Origin of the sequence: Allorhizocola rhizosphaerae, from assembly GCF_003426775.1 — a bacterium.
In the GTDB taxonomy this organism is placed as follows: Bacteria; Actinomycetota; Actinomycetes; order Mycobacteriales; family Micromonosporaceae; genus Allorhizocola; species Allorhizocola rhizosphaerae.
In genome coordinates this window covers 1-20,040 of the sequence record NZ_QJUG01000051.1, presented here as the reverse complement: position 1 = coordinate 20,040, position 20,040 = coordinate 1, and the positions used below count along the sequence as shown (strand labels likewise).

18 protein-coding genes and 1 pseudogene are annotated in these 20,040 nt (G+C 67.9%); 9 read left to right on the top strand and 10 right to left on the bottom strand.

Translation table 11 applies throughout. The features are described 5' to 3' along the window. Positions 1-27: 27 nt before the first annotated feature. The 8 genes and pseudogenes from DM816_RS13390 to DM816_RS13355 all read right to left on the bottom strand — a co-directional run bounded on the left by DM816_RS13390 (position 28) and on the right by DM816_RS13355 (position 9,375). The gene (locus DM816_RS13390; RefSeq protein ID WP_162907418.1) at positions 28-1,518 is read right to left on the bottom strand and encodes an AMP-binding protein; all 1,491 of its coding nucleotides are present in this window, start codon (positions 1,516-1,518) and stop codon (positions 28-30) included. A 277-nt stretch (positions 1,519-1,795) separates the two neighbouring features. After that, complete coding sequence (locus DM816_RS13385; RefSeq protein ID WP_117210545.1) at positions 1,796-2,209, bottom strand: S26 family signal peptidase; 414 nt, start codon at positions 2,207-2,209, stop codon at positions 1,796-1,798. Next, positions 2,206-4,077 (bottom strand): ABC transporter ATP-binding protein, encoded by a 1,872-nt coding sequence (locus DM816_RS13380; RefSeq protein WP_117210544.1) that lies wholly within the window; start codon positions 4,075-4,077, stop codon positions 2,206-2,208. The genes DM816_RS13385 and DM816_RS13380 overlap by 4 nt, the downstream gene beginning before the upstream one ends. Next, on the bottom strand, positions 4,077-4,607 hold the full coding sequence (locus DM816_RS13375) for a hypothetical protein (protein WP_117210543.1): 531 nt from the start codon (positions 4,605-4,607) through the stop codon (positions 4,077-4,079). Before DM816_RS13375 ends, DM816_RS13380 begins: the two co-directional genes overlap by 1 nt. Positions 4,608-4,666: 59 nt before the next feature. Beyond that, positions 4,667-4,867, bottom strand: coding sequence for a hypothetical protein (locus tag DM816_RS13370; protein ID WP_117210542.1), 201 nt, complete (start codon positions 4,865-4,867; stop codon positions 4,667-4,669). Between the two features lie 36 nt (positions 4,868-4,903). After that, positions 4,904-6,691 carry an AfsR/SARP family transcriptional regulator gene (locus DM816_RS13365; RefSeq protein WP_117210541.1) on the bottom strand — a complete coding sequence of 596 codons (1,788 nt, stop codon included), beginning with the start codon at positions 6,689-6,691 and terminating at the stop codon, positions 4,904-4,906. A 78-nt stretch (positions 6,692-6,769) separates the two neighbouring features. Next, positions 6,770-7,951 (bottom strand): annotated as a pseudogene (locus DM816_RS45780) (ARPP-2 domain-containing protein). Next, a complete protein-coding gene (locus tag DM816_RS13355) occupies positions 7,948-9,375 on the bottom strand; it encodes a hypothetical protein (protein WP_117210540.1) in 1,428 nt (475 codons plus the stop codon). The pseudogene DM816_RS45780 and the gene DM816_RS13355 overlap by 4 nt, the downstream one beginning before the upstream one ends. 428 nt (positions 9,376-9,803) lie before the next feature. On the opposite strand from DM816_RS13355, the gene DM816_RS13350 reads away from it, so the two are divergent. Next, a complete protein-coding gene (locus tag DM816_RS13350; protein ID WP_162907417.1) occupies positions 9,804-10,910 on the top strand; it encodes a hypothetical protein in 1,107 nt (368 codons plus the stop codon). Here the strand turns inward: DM816_RS13350 and DM816_RS13345 are convergent. Further along, the gene (locus DM816_RS13345) at positions 10,861-11,661 is read right to left on the bottom strand and encodes a hypothetical protein (protein WP_117210538.1); all 801 of its coding nucleotides are present in this window, start codon (positions 11,659-11,661) and stop codon (positions 10,861-10,863) included. The two genes, DM816_RS13350 and DM816_RS13345, sit on opposite strands and share 50 nt — an antisense overlap. A gap of 198 nt (positions 11,662-11,859) precedes the next feature. Between DM816_RS13345 and DM816_RS13340 the strand changes: the two genes are divergently transcribed. The 5 genes from DM816_RS13340 to DM816_RS13320 all read left to right on the top strand — a co-directional run bounded on the left by DM816_RS13340 (position 11,860) and on the right by DM816_RS13320 (position 17,689). Continuing rightward, positions 11,860-13,065: an MFS transporter gene (locus DM816_RS13340; protein ID WP_117210537.1), complete on the top strand. Its 1,206-nt coding sequence runs from the start codon at positions 11,860-11,862 to the stop codon at positions 13,063-13,065. Beyond that, positions 13,065-13,676, top strand: coding sequence for a CGNR zinc finger domain-containing protein (locus DM816_RS13335; RefSeq protein WP_117210536.1), 612 nt, complete (start codon positions 13,065-13,067; stop codon positions 13,674-13,676). The genes DM816_RS13340 and DM816_RS13335 overlap by 1 nt, the downstream gene beginning before the upstream one ends. An 840-nt stretch (positions 13,677-14,516) precedes the next feature. Continuing rightward, positions 14,517-15,878, top strand: coding sequence for a golvesin C-terminal-like domain-containing protein (locus DM816_RS13330; RefSeq protein WP_211588679.1), 1,362 nt, complete (start codon positions 14,517-14,519; stop codon positions 15,876-15,878). 80 nt (positions 15,879-15,958) lie between these two features. Next, positions 15,959-17,203 carry an urease accessory protein UreH domain-containing protein gene (locus tag DM816_RS13325; protein WP_117210534.1) on the top strand — a complete coding sequence of 415 codons (1,245 nt, stop codon included), beginning with the start codon at positions 15,959-15,961 and terminating at the stop codon, positions 17,201-17,203. 15 nt (positions 17,204-17,218) lie between these two features. After that, positions 17,219-17,689, top strand: coding sequence for a hypothetical protein (locus DM816_RS13320; RefSeq protein ID WP_162907415.1), 471 nt, complete (start codon positions 17,219-17,221; stop codon positions 17,687-17,689). Between the two features lie 54 nt (positions 17,690-17,743). On the opposite strand, the gene DM816_RS13315 is transcribed toward DM816_RS13320, so the two are convergent. Next, entirely contained in the window at positions 17,744-18,232 is a 489-nt protein-coding gene (locus DM816_RS13315) for a hypothetical protein (protein ID WP_117210532.1), read from the bottom strand. A 20-nt stretch (positions 18,233-18,252) separates the two neighbouring features. Between DM816_RS13315 and DM816_RS42490 the strand changes: the two genes are divergently transcribed. From DM816_RS42490 to DM816_RS13305, 3 genes are all read left to right on the top strand, one after another. Then, positions 18,253-18,510 carry an Imm32 family immunity protein gene (locus DM816_RS42490; protein WP_162907414.1) on the top strand — a complete coding sequence of 86 codons (258 nt, stop codon included), beginning with the start codon at positions 18,253-18,255 and terminating at the stop codon, positions 18,508-18,510. 475 nt (positions 18,511-18,985) lie between these two features. After that, entirely contained in the window at positions 18,986-19,276 is a 291-nt protein-coding gene (locus DM816_RS13310) for a type II toxin-antitoxin system Phd/YefM family antitoxin (RefSeq protein WP_117210531.1), read from the top strand. Next, positions 19,269-19,559, top strand: a complete 291-nt coding sequence (locus DM816_RS13305) for a type II toxin-antitoxin system RelE family toxin (RefSeq protein WP_211588678.1) — start codon at positions 19,269-19,271, stop codon at positions 19,557-19,559. The genes DM816_RS13310 and DM816_RS13305 overlap by 8 nt, the downstream gene beginning before the upstream one ends. The last annotated feature ends 481 nt before the right edge of the window (positions 19,560-20,040 follow it).

Genomic DNA, 20,040 nt, shown 5'->3' with positions numbered 1-20,040 from the left:
CTCTCACCTGTACGAACTTGTTCGACCTCAGCCCCGTACAGGGTTCGAACGGCCCTCGGCGAGCCGGTTCAGGCGGGATCGATCGACCTTGCCGTTGGGGTGCGTCGGCAGTCGCTCGACGACCTCGACGGTGGGCGGCACGGCGACCGCGGGCAGTCGCTGCAGCAAGCGCCGCCGCAATGCCCGCACGTCGACGGTGGCGTTGGCCGGCACCACATAGCCGACAAGCTCGGCGCCGGCGAACCCGATCGCGGCCCCGGCCACCGAGTCGTCGGCGAGCAGTGCGTCCTCCAGTTCCGTGAGACTGATCCGCACCCCGCCGAGCTTGAGCTGATCGTCGGCCCGGCCAAGGAAATCCAGCTCGCCATCGGCGCGCAGGCCGACCAGGTCACCGGTGCGATAGACCCGATCCCCGGCCAGCACGCGGAAAGCATCGCCGTCGCCGCCCGTGTGCGGTGCGCCGACCCCGGGCCCGCCCACCCAAAGCTCACCCCGCTGGTCAACATAGAGTCTCGTGCCGGGTATGGGTCCACCGATCGGCACCGACCCGGCTTCGGCGTCGGCGCGCGTGCACCGGTGCACGGTGCTCCACACGGCGCACTCGGTCACGCCCCACTCGTTGTAAAGCGTGGTGTGCTCCAGCCGGTCCAGGTGCCGGCGCACCAGCTCCGGCGGGCACGGCTCGCCGGCAACGATCACGGTGTGCAGACCGCGCAGGCTTTCGGCGAGGCGATCGCGCAGCAGCAGCCCATAAAGCGAGGGCAGCAGAAGCAGATGCGAGGGCGCATACCGGCCGGCCGCGCGACTGAGCGCGACCAGATCACTGACGTGCCGGCCGGATATGATCACACGACCACCACAGGCGAGCGTCCAGTAGATCCCGGCGACCGAGCTGTCGAACGAGATGGACGAGGCGAGCAGGAAGCCCTCCACCGGCCGCTCGTAGTAGCTCAGGCGCGCGGCGATCGAGTAGGCCAGCGCCGCGGTCGGGATGGTCACGCCCTTGGGATGCCCGGTCGATCCCGACGTGAAGTAAAGGTAGGCGGCCGTGCGCGGATCGGTCTCGGGCACCGGTGCGGTGTCCAAACCCGACACTGGCAAGCTGATGACTTCCATGGACCCGAGCTCACCGGCCGGTGCCGACGGCTCGACAAGCGCCACACGCGCGCCCGCTGCTTTGACCATGCGTTGCCGGCGCTCCGGAGGAAAAGCCAAATCTATTGGTACGTAACACGCGCCCGCGCGCAGCGCGCCGAGCATCGCGACGATCGCCCAGCGCGAGGTCGTGCTGTACACCACGACCGGCTCGCCCTCACCGACACCTCGCCCGCTCAACGCCGCTGCGACACCGCCGGACAGCTGGTCCAGCTCAGCGTAGCTCAACTCACCGTCCGGATCGGTGATCGCCGGAGCTTGCGGCCTGCCCTCGAAGTGCGGCGCGATGAGCTCCAGGACGTTCCCCGGCGCCACTACCGGCACCCCGACAAGCTGTGCCGTCCAATCCGATCCGGCCATCATGGCCACCAGTCTCGTTCCCCACCACCCCAAGTCAACGCCCCACCCCGTCCGACCCTGTACGACCCCTCCCCCTTTTGCGTCGATCATGAACTTACGTCCATGTTCGACGGCGTGTCGCGACCCTAACTTCACGATCGAGGCGGAAGGGGGCCGCCGCGTTCGGCGGCGGCGGGATCGAGGCGGAGGGGTGGTCGCGTTTGGCGGCGGCGAAGTGGTGGCGGAAGGGGGCGGTTGCGTTCGCTGGTGGCGAGATCGGGGCGGGAGGGGGTGGTCGCGCTCAGCGGCGGCGAACCTGCCGCGTGACCGTGCCGACGAGGGCATCGACCGGGATCAGGCCCAGCTTGCGCGAGTCCAGGCTGCGGCTGTTGTCGCCCAGCACCACGAAGTTCCCGTCCGGTACCACATCGGCGGCCACGGCCGGCCGGACGGCCTCCGGCACGGGATCGCCCGCGACCGCCGCGACCCGCTTGACGAGCATCGGCGGAGAGTCGGGCAGGGGCTGTTCCACGCGGAACACCACGACATCGCCGGTGCAGCAGGTCTTGCCGCGCCGCACGAGCAGCCGATCGCCGCTGGCGTAGGTCGGCGCCATGCTGTGTCCCTCCACCGTGATGATCAGTGCGCGCTGCCGCAGCAGCAGCACGACCATGGCCACCACCAGGCCGGCGCTCCCGGCGAGGACCCACATCATGCGGGTCCGCCCGGGAAGCTTGATCCGATCGGTACCGAGATGGTGAACTCGACCGGTTCCTGATCACCGCCCAGTCGATCGTCCTGATAGGACGCCGCCTGCAGAGTGAACAACTCGGCGTAGGCCCCGTCGCGGCTCATCAGCTCGTCGTGGCTGCCCAGCTCGACGATCACCCCGTCGGCGAGCACCGCGATCGCGTCGGCCGCCCGCATGGCGCCCAGCCGGTGCGAGATGAGCAGGCACGTGCGTTCGGCGCTGTGCTCATAGAGCACCTGGTGGAGCTGATGCTCGGCGTGTGCGTCCAGTCCCGAGCTCGGCTCGTCGAGGATCAGCACGTCGGCCCGGTCGCGCAGCAGCGCCCGCGCCAGCGCGAGCCGCTGATTCTGCCCACCCGACAGCGCCACCCCGTTTTCCATGCCCTCGTCGGCGAAGAACACCCGGCTCAGCAGGGTGTCGTAGCCCTTGGGCAGGCTCTGCAGCGTGTCGTCCAGGTCGCACAGGCGGGCGGCGCGGCGGATCGCCTCCCGATCGTCGAACCGGTCCAGGTCGCCGATGCCGATGTTTTCGGCGGCGGGCAGATCGTAGACCTGGAAGTCCTGGAACGTGGCGCCGAGGCGGCGGCGCAGCGCGGCGACCGAGAAGGAGCGGATGTCCTTGCCGTCCCACGTGATCCGGCCGCGCTCGGGATCGTAGAACCGGCACAGCAGTTTGACCAGTGTGCTCTTGCCCGCGCCGTTGTAGCCGACGAGGCCGACGGCATGCCCGGCGGGGATGGCCATGGTCACGCCGCGCAGCACCCACGGGCCGGACTCGTGGTAGCGGAACCACACGTCCTGCAGCTCGATGGCGTCGCGCAGCGGCCCGGGATCGCCCTCGCCGTCGACGAGATCCTGCGGCGCGTTCATGACCTCGACGAAGTTGGCGAACAGGCGGGTGCTGCGCGAGGCGACCTGCAGCTGGCTGATCGTGGCGAACGCGGCGCCCTGCAGGGCCGCGACGGCCGCCACGAAGAGCGTGAAGTCGCCCGCGGTGAGCGGGCCGGCCGCCGCCCGGTGGACCACCACCATCGCGCCGAGCGCGGCGACCAGCGCGCCCAGCAACGCCAGTCCACTTTGGATGATCGAGGAGCGGCGCTGCACGCCGAGCTCGGTGTCGGTGGCGTGGCGCAACGAGTCGATCATGCGGTGCTGGAACAGCCCGCCCAGCCCGAAGAGCCGGATTTCCTTGGCGGAGCGCAAATCCGTGAGCAGTTGCTGGTACAGCAGCTGGCGACGCTGCACGGCGGTGGTGGCGTGGGCCACGGCCGCCTCCCGCCGGGCCAGCGCGAGCTGGGCGAACAGCGCCGCCGCAGTCACCAGGAGCAGGAGCACGGCCATCGGCGCCCAGATCGCGATAAGCACACCGATGAACGCCCCGGCGGTCACCGCCGAGCGCACGAGCGTCATCGCGAACGAGCCGAGCACGCTCGGCGCGTCCTTGGCGGCGTCCTCGGCCAGGCGCAGCCGGTCGGCGAAGTTGGGGTCCTCGAAGTAGCGCAGCCCGAGAAAGCGGTTGACCCGCTCGTAGAGTCGCTTCTGGACGTGCACGACGATCTCGTTCTGCATGCGCATGCTGAGGAAGCCGCTGGCGTAGCCCAGGACGGCGGCGGCACCTGTGGCCGCCGCCGCGGCTCCCGTCAGCAGCACCGCGCGCCCCGGGTCGGCCGCCGCGCCGGTGAGTTCGTCTATCACCAGCTTGGTGAGATAGGCGGCCAGCGCCGGCGCCACGCTGAGCAGCAGCGTGATCAACAGGGTTGCCGCAGCGGTCCCACCGGCGGCCTGGCGGCCGAGGCGCAGCGCCTCCCACGCCAGGCGCGAATGGCTGCGCATCAGCCGACCCCGACGGCGACCGGCAGCTCGTCGAAGGTCTCGCCGACCGCGGCGATCCTGCCCTCGACCACCTGGACGATGGTCGGGAACGTGGCCACCTTGAACGCCTGGCCGACGTCGCCGCCGAGCTGGGCGATGACCACCTTGAGGTCGCCCGGGATCGCCTGGACGACCGCGACCGTGGCGGGGTCGTCGGCGCTCCCGCTGACCACGACGACGATCGAGCGGTCCGGTTGGTGTGCGGGGGTGAGCCGGTTGACCAGGCTGGTGCAGCCGCCGCAGTTCGGCAGGAGGAACGCCACGGTGTGGGTCCCGATGCCGAGGGCGCGACTGTCCCATGCGGACCCGTCGGTCGCGGTGGCGGAAAACTCGCCGACCGGGGAGCCGACGCTGGGCCGGAACGCCTCGGCGTCCTGCTTGGCGGCCAGCTCGCTGGCCCTGAGCCGGCGGATCATGGCAAACGTGAGAAGCATGTTGACGATGACGGCGATGGCGAGGATGACCACCGCGGCGGTGAGCGCGGGAACCACTTGTCCTCCGATCTGTCCGGGGAATGGCGCCACCCGAGGGCGGCGCCATTTTGGGTCGCTTAGCAGCAGCAGCTGGTGGACCGGACGCACCGGCCGTAGCAGTTGAACTTGTTGCGGTAACAGCGGATGATCCCGCCGTCGTTGATGCAGGTGCAGCTCGAGCACGGTTGCCCGTGCTCGGGGATGCAGGCACCGGCGGTCGCCGACGGCAGGAACATGCCGAGCAGGCGATCGCCTGCGCCGCGCATGATCTTGGTCATCGCGCACTCTCCTTTCCGGACTGGTCAGACCTGGGTTCAGGCCCGTTGCCAGAGCGTGCCGCCGACATCTTTGAATATTCTTCGAAACCTCTGTTCCTCGGTGGGCAGCCGTTCCCGCGCGGCGAGCCGGATCAGCACGTGAGCCCGGTAGACCTTGCCGTCGGCCGTGTCCACCAGGCCCGCCGCCGCCAGCCGCTCCAGCTGTGCCCGGCGGCAGGACGAGGCCACGATCGTGTGGTGATCGGCCAGCTCCCGCAGGAGGTGCGCCAGATCCGGGTCCAGCCCGTCGAGGCAGGACCACATCGTGCTCCGCACGTCCAGATCGCCCGCCGTCAACAGGTCGAGGCGGTCGTGCTCGGGCGCGAGCTGCCCGGCGACGGTGCTCATCGCCAGCTCCGGTCGCCGGGCCAGGCGGGCACCGACGGCACGCAGCGCCAGCGGCAGCCGCCCGCACAGTTCCGCCACCCGGGCCGCCGCGTCGGGACAGGCGGCGACGCGTTCCCCGCCGGTGAGCTGCGACAGCATCGTCATACTGTCCAATAAAGACATTGGCGGTACCCTGACCGGCCGCGCCGATTCCAGCCCGGCCAGCTCGTTGCGGCTGGTGATGATCACCGCGCTGCCGGCACTGGGCAGCAGCGGGCGGACCTGGTGCTCAGAGAGCACATCGTCGAGCACGATCAGGACCCGCCGATGGCACAGCATGGACCGGAACATGGCCGCGCGCTCGTCCAGGTCGATGGGCAGCCGTGCCGGGTCCTGCCCCAGCGCCCGCAGGAACTGCCCGAGCGCGTCGAGCGGCCCCCTGTCCCGCAGCCGCACGAACAGGCTCCCATCCGGATAGGACGCCTGCGCCTCATGCGCCGCCCGGATCGCGATGGCCGTCTTGCCCACACCGGGCATGCCGACGATGGACACGATCGAAGCGGCGTGCGCGGAGTCGGCCTGGCCCAACCGGGTGCGGATCGCCGTCAGTTCCTGTGCCCGCCCGACGAAGTCCGCGATGCCGGCCGGCAGTTGCTTGGGCACGCGACCGGTGACGGCACGCTGGCGCGGCGCCGCCAGCGACGGATCCTCGCACAGGATGGCGTGGCGTAGAGTCCGCAGCCGCTGACACGGATCCAGGCCGAGCTCCTCGGCAAGGACACGGGCACCGCTCTCGAAGATCTGCAGCGCCTCCACCTGCCGCCCGCAGCGGTACAGCGCCAACATCAGCTGACCGCGCAGTTGCTCCTCCAGCGGCTCCTGCGCCACCAATGCCGTCAGCTCGCCGATGACCTCGGCGTGTGCGCCCAGGCGCAGGCGTGCGTCGAAGTATTCGGCCCGCGCATTGCGGTGCAGCTCGTCCAGGCGCGTCGCCTCCGGTACCAGATGAGAAAGGGCGACATCGCCATAAGCCTTGCCCCGCCACAGATCCAACGCATGGCGGTAGAGGCCGACCGCAGCGGTGTTGTCCGCGGCGGCAAGGTGGTTACGGGCGTCGGCGACGAGCCGCTCGAACGCGATCGCGTCAAGGTGGTCGCCCTCATTGAGGCGCAACAGATATCCGCCCGATCGGCTGGCGATGGCATAGGCGCCCATGTGGCGCCGCAGGGTCGAGATGAGAGCGTGGATGCGGTTGCGCACGGACTTCGGTGGCGATTGCGTCCACAGCGCGTCGATGAGCCCGTCGGCCGCGATGAGCCGGCCCGACTGCGCTGCCAGTGTGGCCAGCACCCCGCGCTCCTGCGAGTTCAACTGGATCAGCCGGCCATCCGTGAGCAGCTCGACCGGGCCTAACACTCGGATGGAAAGGGCCTTTGGCGCGACTTCGGTGGCGGGCACGTCGCAGATCGTAACTACATATTCGAATTGGTGGGTGCGCAGTTGACGTAGTAGGGCAGGCTTGTCGCTGCTCTCGCCTCAGGCTTTCGTCGATTGGTTGCTCATCTGTCTGGCGCGATTGCGGCAGGCGTCGATGATTTCGGGACGGAGCAGGTGGCCGAAGCCGGCGCGGTCGAGGCGCAGCACGAGTCCTTGCCGGTCGGTATGGAGGGCGGTGGCGGTGGTGTCGAGGTTCCAGTCGTGCGCGGCGAGTTGGGATAGCAGGTGTCCGCGGCGGGTTTGGGCGGCCGACAGCCGGAACGTCTTGAGGTAGGCCAGCTGGCCATCCCGGTCGGTGATGGTTTCACCGATGTGGTTTTCGGTGTCGGGATGGAACGCGGGCAGGAAACGGGACAGGGTGAAGCGGCCCATGCGCTGCACGGGCGTGACGGTGAAGGGCCCGGCGGTGAGCAGTCCGCCGGCCATGAGGGTGTGGAAGGCCGTCCAGTCGGTGCGGACCTGAGCGAGTTGGGCGCGCAGGTCGGCGACGCCGGCGATGCGGGTGTCGTCGAGGCGGGCGGTGAAGTCGGGCACGGCCGGGTAGAGGTACGCGTAGTGGTAGAGCACCTCGCCATAGAGGTCCAGCAGGAGGGTGGGGTGCAGGGCCCGGTAGTCGTCGGGGTGCGGGACGACGAACGCGGCGGCGAGGGCGTCGGCGACGTACAGCATCATGCCGCATTGGTCGGGTTAAATTTCGAAGATGCGCAGTGCGTCGTCGAGGCCGGCGATGGCGGCGCCGGTGTAACTGTCCTCGGCGCGGGGGGACAGGCCGCGATTGACGGCGTGGCGGGTCCATTCCTGCCAGGCGATGGTGGGGCCGCCGAACTGCAGCGCGAGGTATCCCTCCATGGCCAGGTGCAGCGGCAGGAACCGCAGCCGCTGTTTGTCTTCGCGGCGGGCCATCCGGCGGTGGAACGCCAGCCGGACGCAGTCAAGGTCGACGATGTCGGTGGGATCGGACAGCTGTGTTCCGTAGGCGGCGGCAGGGGTGGCGTCGGTGGTCCAGGTGGCGACGAACGCGTGCGGGATATAGGACACGTACGACCTGCGCCCTCCAGTGTGGACGATCGACAGGTGGGCGGGGGTGTGGAGGCGGTCGTGCAGGCGCAGACCGATAATGGGAGTCGGCCGCAGCAGCGGGACGAGCCGGATCGCGCCCCACGTCTGTGCGGGGCCGACGGTAAGGCCGGTCAGGTCGATCCCGTCAACGGTGGTCGTCACGACGCTGTCTCCTGGGCGTTGAGATATCGCTCGACCTGGTTGGCGAGGTGGCGGCGCAGCTCGGCGAAGTCGGCGCCGCCGGTGGCGAAGCGGGCCAGCTCGACGAGGGCGACGGCATCCTCGGCATCGCGAATGCCGACGGTGGCCACGCCCGGCGCGAGGCGCCGCACGTCAAAGGTGTCGGCGTCGTAAACGGGATTGAGGTGCACGACAGTTGTGGCCTGGCGGGGGTCGAGCCGGGTGCGCCAGATGCGCAACACCTCACCGGCCTGCCCGGGTGGGGCGTTGTCCCAGCCGTCGGAGACGATGACCAGCCGGTCGGGGCGCTGTTCGAGACCGTCGAGGATGCGCTCGCCCAGCCCGGTGGCGCCGATGGGATGCACGAGCAACGGGTCGCCGCGGTGGTGCAGCCACAGCCCGGTGTAGTCGGCTGCGAGGGTCTCCAGCAGGTAGTGCGTGGCCAGGGCGACGGCAAGCGGCCGGTGACGCTTCACGCCGGACCCGGCGGCGGAATAGCTGTCGTCGAGCACGGCCACCACCTGGCCCCAGGTGCCCGCCTGCCGCCCCGCGGCCCGGGCGGCGGCAGCGCGCAGCGCTGTGGTCAGCTCGTCGCGGCGCTGGGCGCGCTCGGGGCGGGGCAGCGACAGCGCATAGATCGCGAGGCGGGTCAGGGGAGCGGTGGCGAGGTCAAGGGTGAGACCGTCCACATTGTGCCGCGCGGCGGTGGCCTGCAGGCGCAGCCGTTCGCCGGCGGTGAGCTTGGGCGCTATCCCAGACAGGAAGCGAGACCGGTCGATGCCGTGCTTGGCGGCCAGTCCCTCGGCGACCGTGTACGGCAACTCGTACAGGGCCTGCTGCTCGTAGTGGGCGCGCCGCCACGCCTCCAGGATGGGCGTCTGATATCGCTTGGGGCGGCGCCAATTGAACAGCGCCATGCCCACCTCGCCGGGCAGCGGCAGGTGGGCGTGGCGGGCGGCAACCGCCAACGACCGGCGATACTTGACCGCGTCGAACGCCGCGTCGGGCCGGGCCGCCACCCAGTCGCGCACAATGGCTCGGGTGCGCCTGTTGTTGACCCCCAACCGGCGCAGCTCGCGGAGCACGCCGTAGACCCGTTGTGGCGGCAGCGATCGCAGCCGCACCGCGATCAGCCGCCCTTCCAGCGCGCGCTGCTCGGGACTTGCCTCCCGCGCGGTGCGCAGCAGGTTGGTCACGACCATGGCGGCGTTGAGCTGGTTGACGTCCAGGGCCAGGGTCGCCGCATACAGCTCGCGATAATTGCCCAAAACATACTCATGCAGGAACCCCAACGACATGCGCTGCGCGGCGGCTCCGGAATGGAACTCCCGCTGAGCCGTCGACGCGATCGCGGCGTTGACGAACATGACCACGTCTTCGCACGCGACCCGCTCCGCACGCGACATGACCAGGGCCCGACCTCTCCATCGAACGACTTGGGCGCCGGCCGGGGAATAGGGGCACGAACTGCGAAGCATCGCTTCAGAGGCGGGTTTTCGGAAGTCGCACCGAAGTCCCGCGGCCGGCTCGGACACGATACCCGTCACGACACCACGGCGCGACGAGAAATCAGCGCAGCAGCCGCGAGCGGCACTGGTGGTGTCGGCCGACATGGATGGCGACGCCGCGTCCGGGGCCAGCCGGAGCACAATCACGGGAAAGGTGCGCCTGCACCCGCGTTGAGTCGATCGCTTGTCCACATTGGAGTTTCCGCCCTGCGGTTCTGAATACGCAAGGTCAACGGCGTATGCCAGGTCAACGTAATGAAGTGATAAGGATTATGGGGTCGCGGTTCTCATATCGTCGGGGGTGAATGACAGAAAGGGGTGCAGTCATGGAACGCAAGTCCACGCCGCGCCTGCTGGCGGCGCTGATTGTGGTGGCGGTGCTAGGGACAACTGCCTCTCCGGCCACGGCCAACCCGGCCACGGTCGCCGCCTTGCGGCCGTACGTGTTGCCAACGCTCGGCGGCGACACGGCCTTCGCCGACGGGATCAACAGTGCCGGCGTGATCGTCGGAACCAGCACCACCGCTGACGGCGCGTTTCATGCCGTGGTCTGGCGTAATGGGCGGGCCGAAGACCTGGGCACGCTCGGCAGCGGGTCAAGCGAGGCATACGACATCGACGACCAGGGCCGCATCGTCGGGCAGAGCCTGGCCCCCGACAATCGCTACCACGCCGTCATGTGGCAGGAGGTGATTACCCGCGACCCGCAGGGCCGCAAGCCGCCGACCAGCTCGTGGAAGATTACCGACCTCGGGGCGCTCGGTGACGGGCCGTGGGCGGAGGCCCGCGACATCAACAACACCGGCACGATCGTGGGTCGCTACACGGTCGGTCAGGGCTTCCCGGCCCAGTTCCAGGGCAGCCGCGGCTTCATCCGGCGGGGCAGCACGATCTCCACCATCAACCTGGAACCCGGTGTCATCCCGTTCGCCATCAACGACGCCGAACAGATTGTGGGCGTCTACCGGTACACCATCACGCCGACATACGACATCACCAGCCGGCCCTTCCTCTGGCACAACGGCACCGCTCGCGATCTGGGAACCCTTGGCGGACCGAACACCTTCCCCTACGCCATCAACAACCTAGGGCAGGTGGTCGGCGAGGCGGGCACCGCCGACGGGCGCAACGCCGGGTGGGTCTGGCAAGCCGGCACGATACGGCAACTGCCCATCGACCAACCCAATGTCCGGTCCTACGTTGCGGTTTCGATCAACGATGCCGGAACCATAGTCGGCACGGCCTCGGTCGACACCCTCACCACCCGAGCACTGTTGTGGAGCGGTCCCGGTGCGCAGCCGCAGACGTTGGCGCTCCCGGCCGGCCACGACAGCGCAGGGGCTGCCGCCGTGGGACCACAGGGATGGGTCCTTGGCCACGCGGTCAGACCGACCTCCACCTCGATCGCCCACAGCGCGATCGTCTGGCGCTAGAGCGGCTGCCGTGGTGTGCCACCGCCCCGATGGAGTCCGGTCCGTTGTTGGTGATCACGTGCAGGTTGCCGAAGATGCGGTCCAGGTCCCGGATCCACGGTCCGGTGTTGGCGCCGTCGCTCCAGCCGGTGTAGTCCTGCCGCAGCCGGGCGATGTTCGGGTTTGTATATGACTCGCGCACCATGGGAAAGCCCCAGTCGGCACGGAACTGGTTGCGGAAGTCGCCGGCCGGTCCGATCTCGACACCGATGGCGCAGGTTTGCGCGGGTGTGCTGTCGACGTTGTACGCGCCGTAGTTCTGCAGGGTCCAGGCGATCTGCCGGGCGGGCTCGGTCTCCAGGCCGAGCGCGTTCAGGCCGATCCAGGGCGGCAGTGCATACAGCGCACCCTGGACCACGTGCGGGTCTGATCCGCGGTTGCCGTTGTTGTCCCCGTTGAAGGCGGGCCAGACCCAGTTGTTCACGCCCGGCGGCGCGTGCCACTGGATGCGGTGCGGCACAATGATTTTCAGTGCGTGCCGGATGCGCCCGCCGCCGGGCCGCAACTCACCCAGGCGCAGCGCTCCACCCAACACGCTCAGGTGGGTGCCGCCGTGCTCGCCGAAGCGACCCTCGCTGTAGATGTCGCTACCCGTTTGCCGCCAGGCGCGCGGCCACGTGCCCGTGGTGGAGGAGCTGACGTGGCGGGCGGTGGCGTGTGCCCCTGGCGTGCAGCGGGCGAACGCAAACAGGCCGACCAGTTCTCGCGGCACCCCGGAGCTGTCCGGTGGCCGTATCCCGACGAACTTCGTAGTGATCGATGTCCATTTCTTCGAACACTTGGCTCCAAGTCTCGACCACCGGTGTCGCCGGAATGCCGACAAATTGTTGACGGCGCTGAACCGCACGCCCCTCATCTGTTACCATCAAAATGTTGTATGGTGGTAACAGCCCACGGATAAGGCAGCGACATGACCATCCTCGACTCGCCGCGTGTGTCACGGCGTGCCCGTGCGGCCGTCACGGCCGTGTTCTTCCTCAACGGCCTCATGATCGCCTCCTATGTCGTGCGGCTGCCGTCGTTAAAGGCCGATCTGCAGCTGTCCAGCTTCCAGGTCGGCCTCGCGTCGACGTTGTTCGGCGCGTGTGCGGTGGTCGCCATGCAATTCGTCGGCGGCCTGGTGGCTCGTTACGGCAGTGCCTGGCTCATCCGGTTCGGATTGCTGGCGATGCCGTTGGTGCTGGCCGGTTTCAGCTTCACCGACAGCTTCGCCGGCTTGGCCGTGGCCTCGGTCTTCTTCGGCGCGGTGCACGGCAGCCTCGACGTTTCGATGAACGCTCATGCGGTGGCAGTCGAGCGGGAGCTCGGTCGTGCGGTCATGAGTCGCTGCCACGCCGCCTGGAGCATCAGCGCCGTGGCCGCCGCGGCCGGCGGGGCCACCATAATCAGCTCGGGGCTCGGCGTTGCCGGCCACTTCGCGGCGGTGGCCGCCGTGGTCGTCGTCGGTGGGCTTGCCCTCTGGCCAGGGCTGCTCTCGGCGTCAGCCGATCGGGTCGACAGGTCGGCCACTGCGGCCGCCGCGGCGCATCGCCCGGGGTGGCGTGCCCGCTGGAGCCGGGCCGTGGTCATGTTGGGACTCACGGGCACGGTGCTCATGGTCTGTGAGGGCGCGGCCCTGACGTGGAGCGGGGTGTTGCTGCACGAGGAGCGCGGCGCATCGCTGACATTGGCGTCGATGGCGCTGGTCGCGTTCAGCGGCTGCCAGACCCTGGCCCGCCTCGTCGGAGACCGGTTGACGCAACGGTTCGGCCCCGCCCGGCTCTTCCGTCTCGGCGGTCTGGTGGGCGCGGCCGGATTCGCTCTAGTGGTGGCCAGTCCGCATCCGGTGGGCGGGGTCGCGGGCTTCGCCGTCGTCGGCGTGGGGACCGCCCTGCTGATCCCCATCGCGTTCAGCGCGGCCGGCCATGCCGGAGGCTCCGGGCCGGGCGCCGCCGCGTTCGTGGCGCGGTTCACCACGTTCGCCTACGCGGGGATCCTGCTCGGACCGGCTGCCATCGGCCTGGTCGCGCAGGGCATCGGTCTACAGTGGACGCTCGCTTTGCTCGTCCCGCTGCTGGGCATCACCGTGCTCGTGACCCGCCTGCCAGCCGCGCGGGATGCGAGGGGGCATAGCTGATGGAAGCACTGAGCGACGTCACCCGAATGCGGCTCGTGGGCGGCAACGTCGCCCTCGACTTCGTCAACAGCCGCAGCGGCCCGCCCGACGGTCCGCCCGACGACGACGTGCTGACCGGATACCTGGATGTGGTTGCGTGGAGCCGCTATGTGGGCTTGGCGACCGAGGTGGAGGCGGCGAGCCTGCGCCGGCTTGCCCGCGACGATCCCGGTGCCGCCGACGAAGCGTTCGCCGACGCCTTGCGGATGCGCGAATGTCTGGACGAGATCTTCCGGGCGATCGCCGCGGGCGAAAGCCCGAGCCGCCGAGGGCTGACCTCGCTTCGCGACGCCGAGGTGGAGGCGTTGAGCAACGCCCAGTTCGAGGGCAGCGGGCCGTATGAGTGGAGCTGGCGTCGCGACCGGAGCCTCTCCAGGCCCGTCCGGTTGGTCGTGCACGCCGCGGTCGACCTGCTCACGGCCGGTCGGCTCGCCCGGGTCAAGGGTTGCGGCGGCTGCCGGTTCCTCTTCATCGACGAAAGTAAGAACCGTAGCCGCCGGTGGTGCAGCATGGAAGACTGCGGCACGAGCGAAAAGATCCGCCGATTCGTTGCCCGCCGCGCCGGCCGATGACGGGACCGCGGGCGCATGCCTCAGGCGCTGGGCTGGAACCGCACCTTCCCGTCGACCGCGGTTGCGGTTCTACTGTCTCACCGGGCCGCATCCCGGGCAGCCGCCACGTCAGCTCACCTTGCCCCGAACGCACCACGCCGACATCGGGATGCTCGCCCGCTTCGGAAAGCCGTAGATCGCCGGTCCAGCGGCGCGATACCCCAATTCCCTGCTCAGCGAAGACGGCCAGCTCGTCCACGTCTGAGCCACCGAGCGTGAGGACTGTCTCCGGGGTCTGGAGTGTCAGTGCCGCCAACCCTTCACCGCTGTCCCAGCCACCGGCGACCGGCCCGAGCTCGGCCAGCCCCTACACGAATCTCAGGTCCGACAGCTCTGGCCTGGACGTGCCACAGCGCTACCCAGCTCGCGGTGATCGGTTGATAGCAGTCGGGCAGCTCCGGATGGACGGGACCGCTAAGCAGCTCGGTCAAGGCCGCACCGGTGGTCCACCGGGTCAGCAGGGCACCGGACGGCGGGACTGACGACTTATCTGGCTCGCCCAAGGGCTGACCGCCGAGCACCGCCGCGGTGGTTACGGTTCCCAGCGGCGTGAGCGTCATACCGCCGAGCATAGTTAGCCACCGCCGTCGCGCTGCGCCAGTATAACGAATGTCAATTAATGACTGAAAAACTCTTGCGCTAGCAGCTCGTATGCGTGAAACTTTCCAACACGGGCGCTGTGTATAGCGGGCGGCCGTTCCTCACTCCGGGCCCCGATGGGGCGCGCTCATAAGACAACCGCCGCATCCGATGCGATGACGTGTCGCGGTTTGGCTCTACTGACAGAGGATGGAAGGAAGGATGAGGATCACCAAGTTTGCCCGTACCCTCTGCGTCGCTGTGACAGTCACGGCAACCCTGGTGGCGTCGGCCTCCTACGGCCAAGTGCCACAGGCACAGGCTCAGGCACTGGCCGCAGAGAACTTCACCCTCGTGATGCTGCCGGACACCCAATACGCCTCGGAGTATTGGCCCGAGGTGTTCCGGGCACAGATGCAATGGGTCGACAACCAGCAGGCCGCCCAAAACATTCGGTACGTGCTGCATGTCGGTGACGTGGTCGACAACTCCGACCAGCTGTTCCAGTGGAACAACAGCAAGAGTGCGATGGGCCTGCCCACCGATGATGTCCCGTACATCATCGGCCCCGGCAACCACGACCTGGACTCGACCACCACCCGGGCGGCGACACGGTACAACACGCATTATCCACGAGCCACCTTCACCGGGCTGCCCTCGTTCGGCGGCACCTACCCCGCCAGTGCCAACGACAACGCCTACCACACCTTCACCGCGGGTGGCGTCGACTGGTTGGTGGTGGCGATGAAGTACGCGCCAAGCGACGCCGAGATCGCCTGGGCCAACCAGGTGGTGACCGCGCATCCGTACCACAACGCGATTCTGGTCACCCACGCCTACCAGAACGGCACCACCAAGGACACCAACGGGAACAAGCTGTGGACCAATCTGGTCAGCAAGCACGCGAACTTCCGGTTCACGTTCTCCGGGCACTACGTCAACGCAGGTGTCATCACCCAACAGGGCGTCAACGGCAACACCGTGCACCAGATCCAGGCCGACTACCAGAACAGTTCCCAGCGCGACCCCAACAGCTACCTGCGCGTCATGACGTACAACCCCACCACCGACGCGTTGGACATCAAGACATATTCGCCTTACCTGAACCGCTACATGACCGACGCGAAAAACCAGTTCGTCCTCAGCAACATCAACCCCGTCCGCCCGGCGTGGAGCACCATCGTCGACAACGCGACGGCGGGCCGGTTCACCGCGAGCGCGAACTGGGGAACATCCATGTATTCGAGCCAGCGGTACGGCGCTGATTATCGTTACGCCCCACCGAACACCACCGCCAGCGATGTCGCCTGGTACAAGGTGAACATCCCGGAGACCGGAAACTATCAAGTCTCTGTCTGGTACGCGGACGACCCCGGCTACAACGATTCGACCCCGTTCATGATTGCGACGCCGACCGGCAACCAGACCGTGCGCGTGAACCAGCGCGCCAACGGTGGCCGATGGGTGACGCTCGGCAGATTCACCTTGGCCGCGGGTGACGCCAACAAGGTCGGCATCAGCCGCTGGACCTCCGGCACCGGCTATGTCATCGCCGACGCGGTACGGATCACCCGCACAGGCTGACACCGCAAGACCTGGTGAAGGTGCGGTCGGCCGCCGTGCCTCCACCACCAAAGCCATCGCCACGCCTTGGAGTGTGTCTCGTGATCGCCACGATCCTGCTCACGGCGGCGATCGCCGCCCACCCGCTTGACCCGCTCTCCGTCGACCAGCTTGTCGAGCTCACGCTGCACCAGGATCGAGCCGAGGTCGCCGCCGTGATCGACCTCGCCGAGGTACCGACAAAGCAGCTCACGCCCGACTGCGCCGCGTTCGCCTCGCAGCTTGACACGCGCGTCGGAGGCACGGCTCTGCAATGGACAGTCCAATCACAACTGCTGGAACGGCAAGGGCCCGCCGGCCTGGAGACCAGCCGGCTCACGTGCAAACTGTCGGCGCCCGCCGCACTGGGCGCGCCGGCGACCATCGCGGTGGCCAACCAGTACCTGCCCGATCGCACCGGCATGCAACAGATCGTGGTGAACGGCAACGAGGTTTCGCCAACGGCCGACCTGCCCGCGTTCTTCCGGTCCGCCGACTTCTCCGTACAGCCGGGTGCTGCTGCTGCCGTCACGACCGGCACCGTCGCCGCCGACACCGTGGAGCGCGGTTGGCTTCAACGCGGCGAGGACTGGCTTGCCCGTGCCCTCGGAGACGCGACTCCGCTGGTTTTGTTGCTCGCGGTGCTCCTGTCGGCGCTTCTGGGCGCGGCGCACGCGGCACTCCCCGGGCACGGCAAGACCGTGATGGCTCTGTACATGGCCGGGCGGCAGGGGCGGCGACGCGACGCGGTCATCGTCGGAGGCACCGTCACCCTCACCCACACCGCCAGCGTGCTGATCCTGGGCCTGGCCACCACCGCGTTCGCGGGCCTGGCCACCGAGTCCGCGCTCAAATGGCTGGGCCTGGCCAGCGGCGTACTCATCACGCTCGTCGGCGCCGGCATCCTCATCAACGGCCTACGCCACCGGCACGCCCATCATCACCACCACCATTATGATCACCACCATCACGGCGGCCATCACCATCATCATCATCACGACCACCACCATGACGGCCGCAAAAGCCTTACCGCCCTTGGCATCGCCGGTGGTCTGGTACCCAGCCCAACCGCGCTTGTCGTCCTTCTCGGCGCGGCGGCACTGGGCCGCCTCTGGCTCGGCGTCGTCCTGATCGTCGTGTATGGCTTGGGCATGGCGGCGACGCTGACCGCCGCCGGACTGTTGCTGCTGCGCGTGCGCGACCGCTGGGCATGGCTCGGCCGCCTCGCCGTGCCCGCGGAAGCCACCGGGTCTGTCATCATCGTGCTGGGATTCGGCCTGGCCGCCCGAGCGGCGCTCGCCCTCTGAGCCACGGGAGTTCGTGTGCGATTCGAGTTAGGACGTTTGCCCGTCACCGCTCTCGCCTGCCTGATGCTCGCGACAGCATCGGCATGCGGCGAGCCGGCACCCAACCCGACCACATCCGCGTCCATTGCAGCGGGCGATCCAAAGGCCGTGTGCGACACCGTGATGGAGGCTCGCAAGACAGCCCTCGACGCGCTCGCGCCGGTGTCGTCTGCCCTCGCCCGAGACAAGCCCTCCGCCGCCGACATCGCCAAAGCCACCGATGACCTGAAGACCGCTTTCACTGCCATGCACTCAGACGTGGCCGGCGCAGCCGAACACGTCGGCGACACACAGCTGAAGGAAAAGCTATCCGCCTATCAACTGTCCATAGAGGAGGCCATCGTCGTGGTCGAGGGCGCCGACGGCGACAAGACGAAGCTCGCGGCCGCCATCGACCTACCTTCACTGCGCAGCGCGGAGCACGCCGTGATGGCCGCCTGCCCCTGACCGGTCCCGGAGTAGGCTATCGCCGCCCCAATCGTCCAGCACGTGCCTTTGCCGTCATCGAGGGGCCCATCGGCGCACTGGTGTAAGCGCCGCGCCCTGCCAAGCGTTCCCGCAGCTTCCGGCGCTCGGGTGAAACGCGAACACGAAGATCCTCTGACACTCCCCGCCGGGAAAACTCCTGTGCTGGTACACAACACAGGCCCCGGCTGTTTGGTGCCTGGTGGTGTCAAGAATCTCCGCGACGGCGCGCATATGACGACGAATGATGCGCTCGATACAGCGGTAGACTTCCTTGGGCCGGGATATCGCGATATAGGCGGTGGCCGCTTCCTTAGTCGCGACGGTCTTCGGCAAGTGCGAATGACGGATGCGGACCTTGCCCACCCACGGCAAAATCCGCACATCAATTTTGAGACCTATAGCCAGCCAATCGGTCCAGGTGTTCGGAGCGGTGGCCCGGTCAGCAACATTCATATCTATCTTCCCGAGGAGCCCGGATGGCACCTGCCGTAGATGCTGGTGAGCAGCCAAATCGTCCGACATCTCAGGTAACTGTCGACGTCATGACCTACGACGCTGCGCTCGGGGTTGGGACGTGGTGGGATGAAGACACCCTGCTAAGGGCTGAGGTCTGGGAGTCACCGGAGAAAACCATTGTAATTTCTGGGAATGCGGCTGGTCTTAGTTCTCTAGCAAGGCATTTGCTAACGCTTGCTCAGGGTGATGTGCCGGATGGCCGACACCTAGAGTTCGATACCTATTGCGGCTGGCTTGAAGAGGGCTCTGCGGCGATTCGTATCGAACTCGACAGGGGCAATTGACATCGGTAGCCGTCGAAACTGTGGCGGTGGTGCGGCAACTACTGTGCGCATTGGTGCCACTCCGTTGTGCGCTGGTGGTCGTGGTTGTCCGCCCCGGTTGCCGTCAGCGTTGCTGTCACGCGCGAGTACGTATGCGAATTGGTGGATGTAGAATGTCCGATCGCGACGGTCGGCAGGGTCGTCCGGTGGCACGTCGCGTAGCGCATGGCGTCGATCCCCGGAAGCACTGATGACGCTGGCCGGGGAGGGGATCGTCACGGCCTGGTATGCCCGGGTTTCTGCTGCTTCGCCAGGTCCAGGCCGATCTTGTTGCGTGGGTGCGTGCGCGCGAGCCGAAGGTATAGCGCGCGCGTGCGCCCGGCGTAGCCGGGCGCACTCTTGAATACTTCTGTATAGATGTTTTGAGCCAACTTCGGATCTCGGTCGATGTCGCACGGGGTTGCCGGAGTGCAGCGATGTGACTAGAATCCTGGTCATGACGACGATTCCGTTGGCTGATGCGAAGGCGCGACTGTCCGCCGTCCTCGACGAGGTCCGCGACACCCACGAACGGGTGGTGATCACCCGCAACGGGCGGCCAGAGGCGGTGCTGATGGCCGTGTCAGACCTGCAGGCACTGGAGGAGACCCTCGACCTGCTCTCCAAGCCTGGCGCGCTGGAGCAGATCCGCCAGGCCGAGGCCGACATCGCCGCCGGTGAGGCGATCGACGCCGCCGAGCTGCATCGCCAGCTCGCCGCCCGCGCAAAGCGGGAGCAGCGTGGCTGAGGAGGAACCCTACAAACTGTCGCTCGCGCCGGCCGCCCGCCGAGCCCTGACCGAAGGGCCGCCGATCGGCCTACCCATGGCGGTGGCCGCCGCTGTGGGCGAGTTCATCACCGGACCGCTGCTGGCGCGACCCTACGTCGTGGGCAAACCGTTGACCAACGAGCTGGCCGCGTACCACTCGGCCCGGCGTGGCGCCTACCGCGTCGTGTACCGCATTGACGACAAGACGCACACCGTGCACGTCGTACGCATCGACCACCGCGCCGATGTGTACCACTCGTAGCCGCACCAAGTGGCGACATCGGCGAACGTAGCTACTATGGCGGCCGTCACCGGCGTTGTTCGCCGGATAAGATCCCATCCGGCTGGAAGGCGCGCCTTGCCGACAATGGACGGGGCATCGTGTGGCAGCAGGCGAGCGCGATCGGGGGAAGACTACCCGAATGCCCATCCGATTCGGATTATGGAACCAAACGCTAAATATCCCACTGGTTACGTCGTGGTATACAACGAGCACGGGCAACCGATAGGCATGGACGGAAAGCCGGTAGGGAAGAAAGGATGGCATTTTCCTCGCGGTCGCGGAATGCCGAACCCGAAACCGAAAGGCTAAAGCGCCGACTAGTACGGCAGTCACGACATGCCGTGTGAGCTGGCGGAATGAAGCCCAGCCAGATGATGGACGGCCGCCGCTCGATCATCGAAAGTTGTGGACAATTCAATATCAACTGCGGCGGCCGCAGAATGCAGCGTAGTCGCTGCAT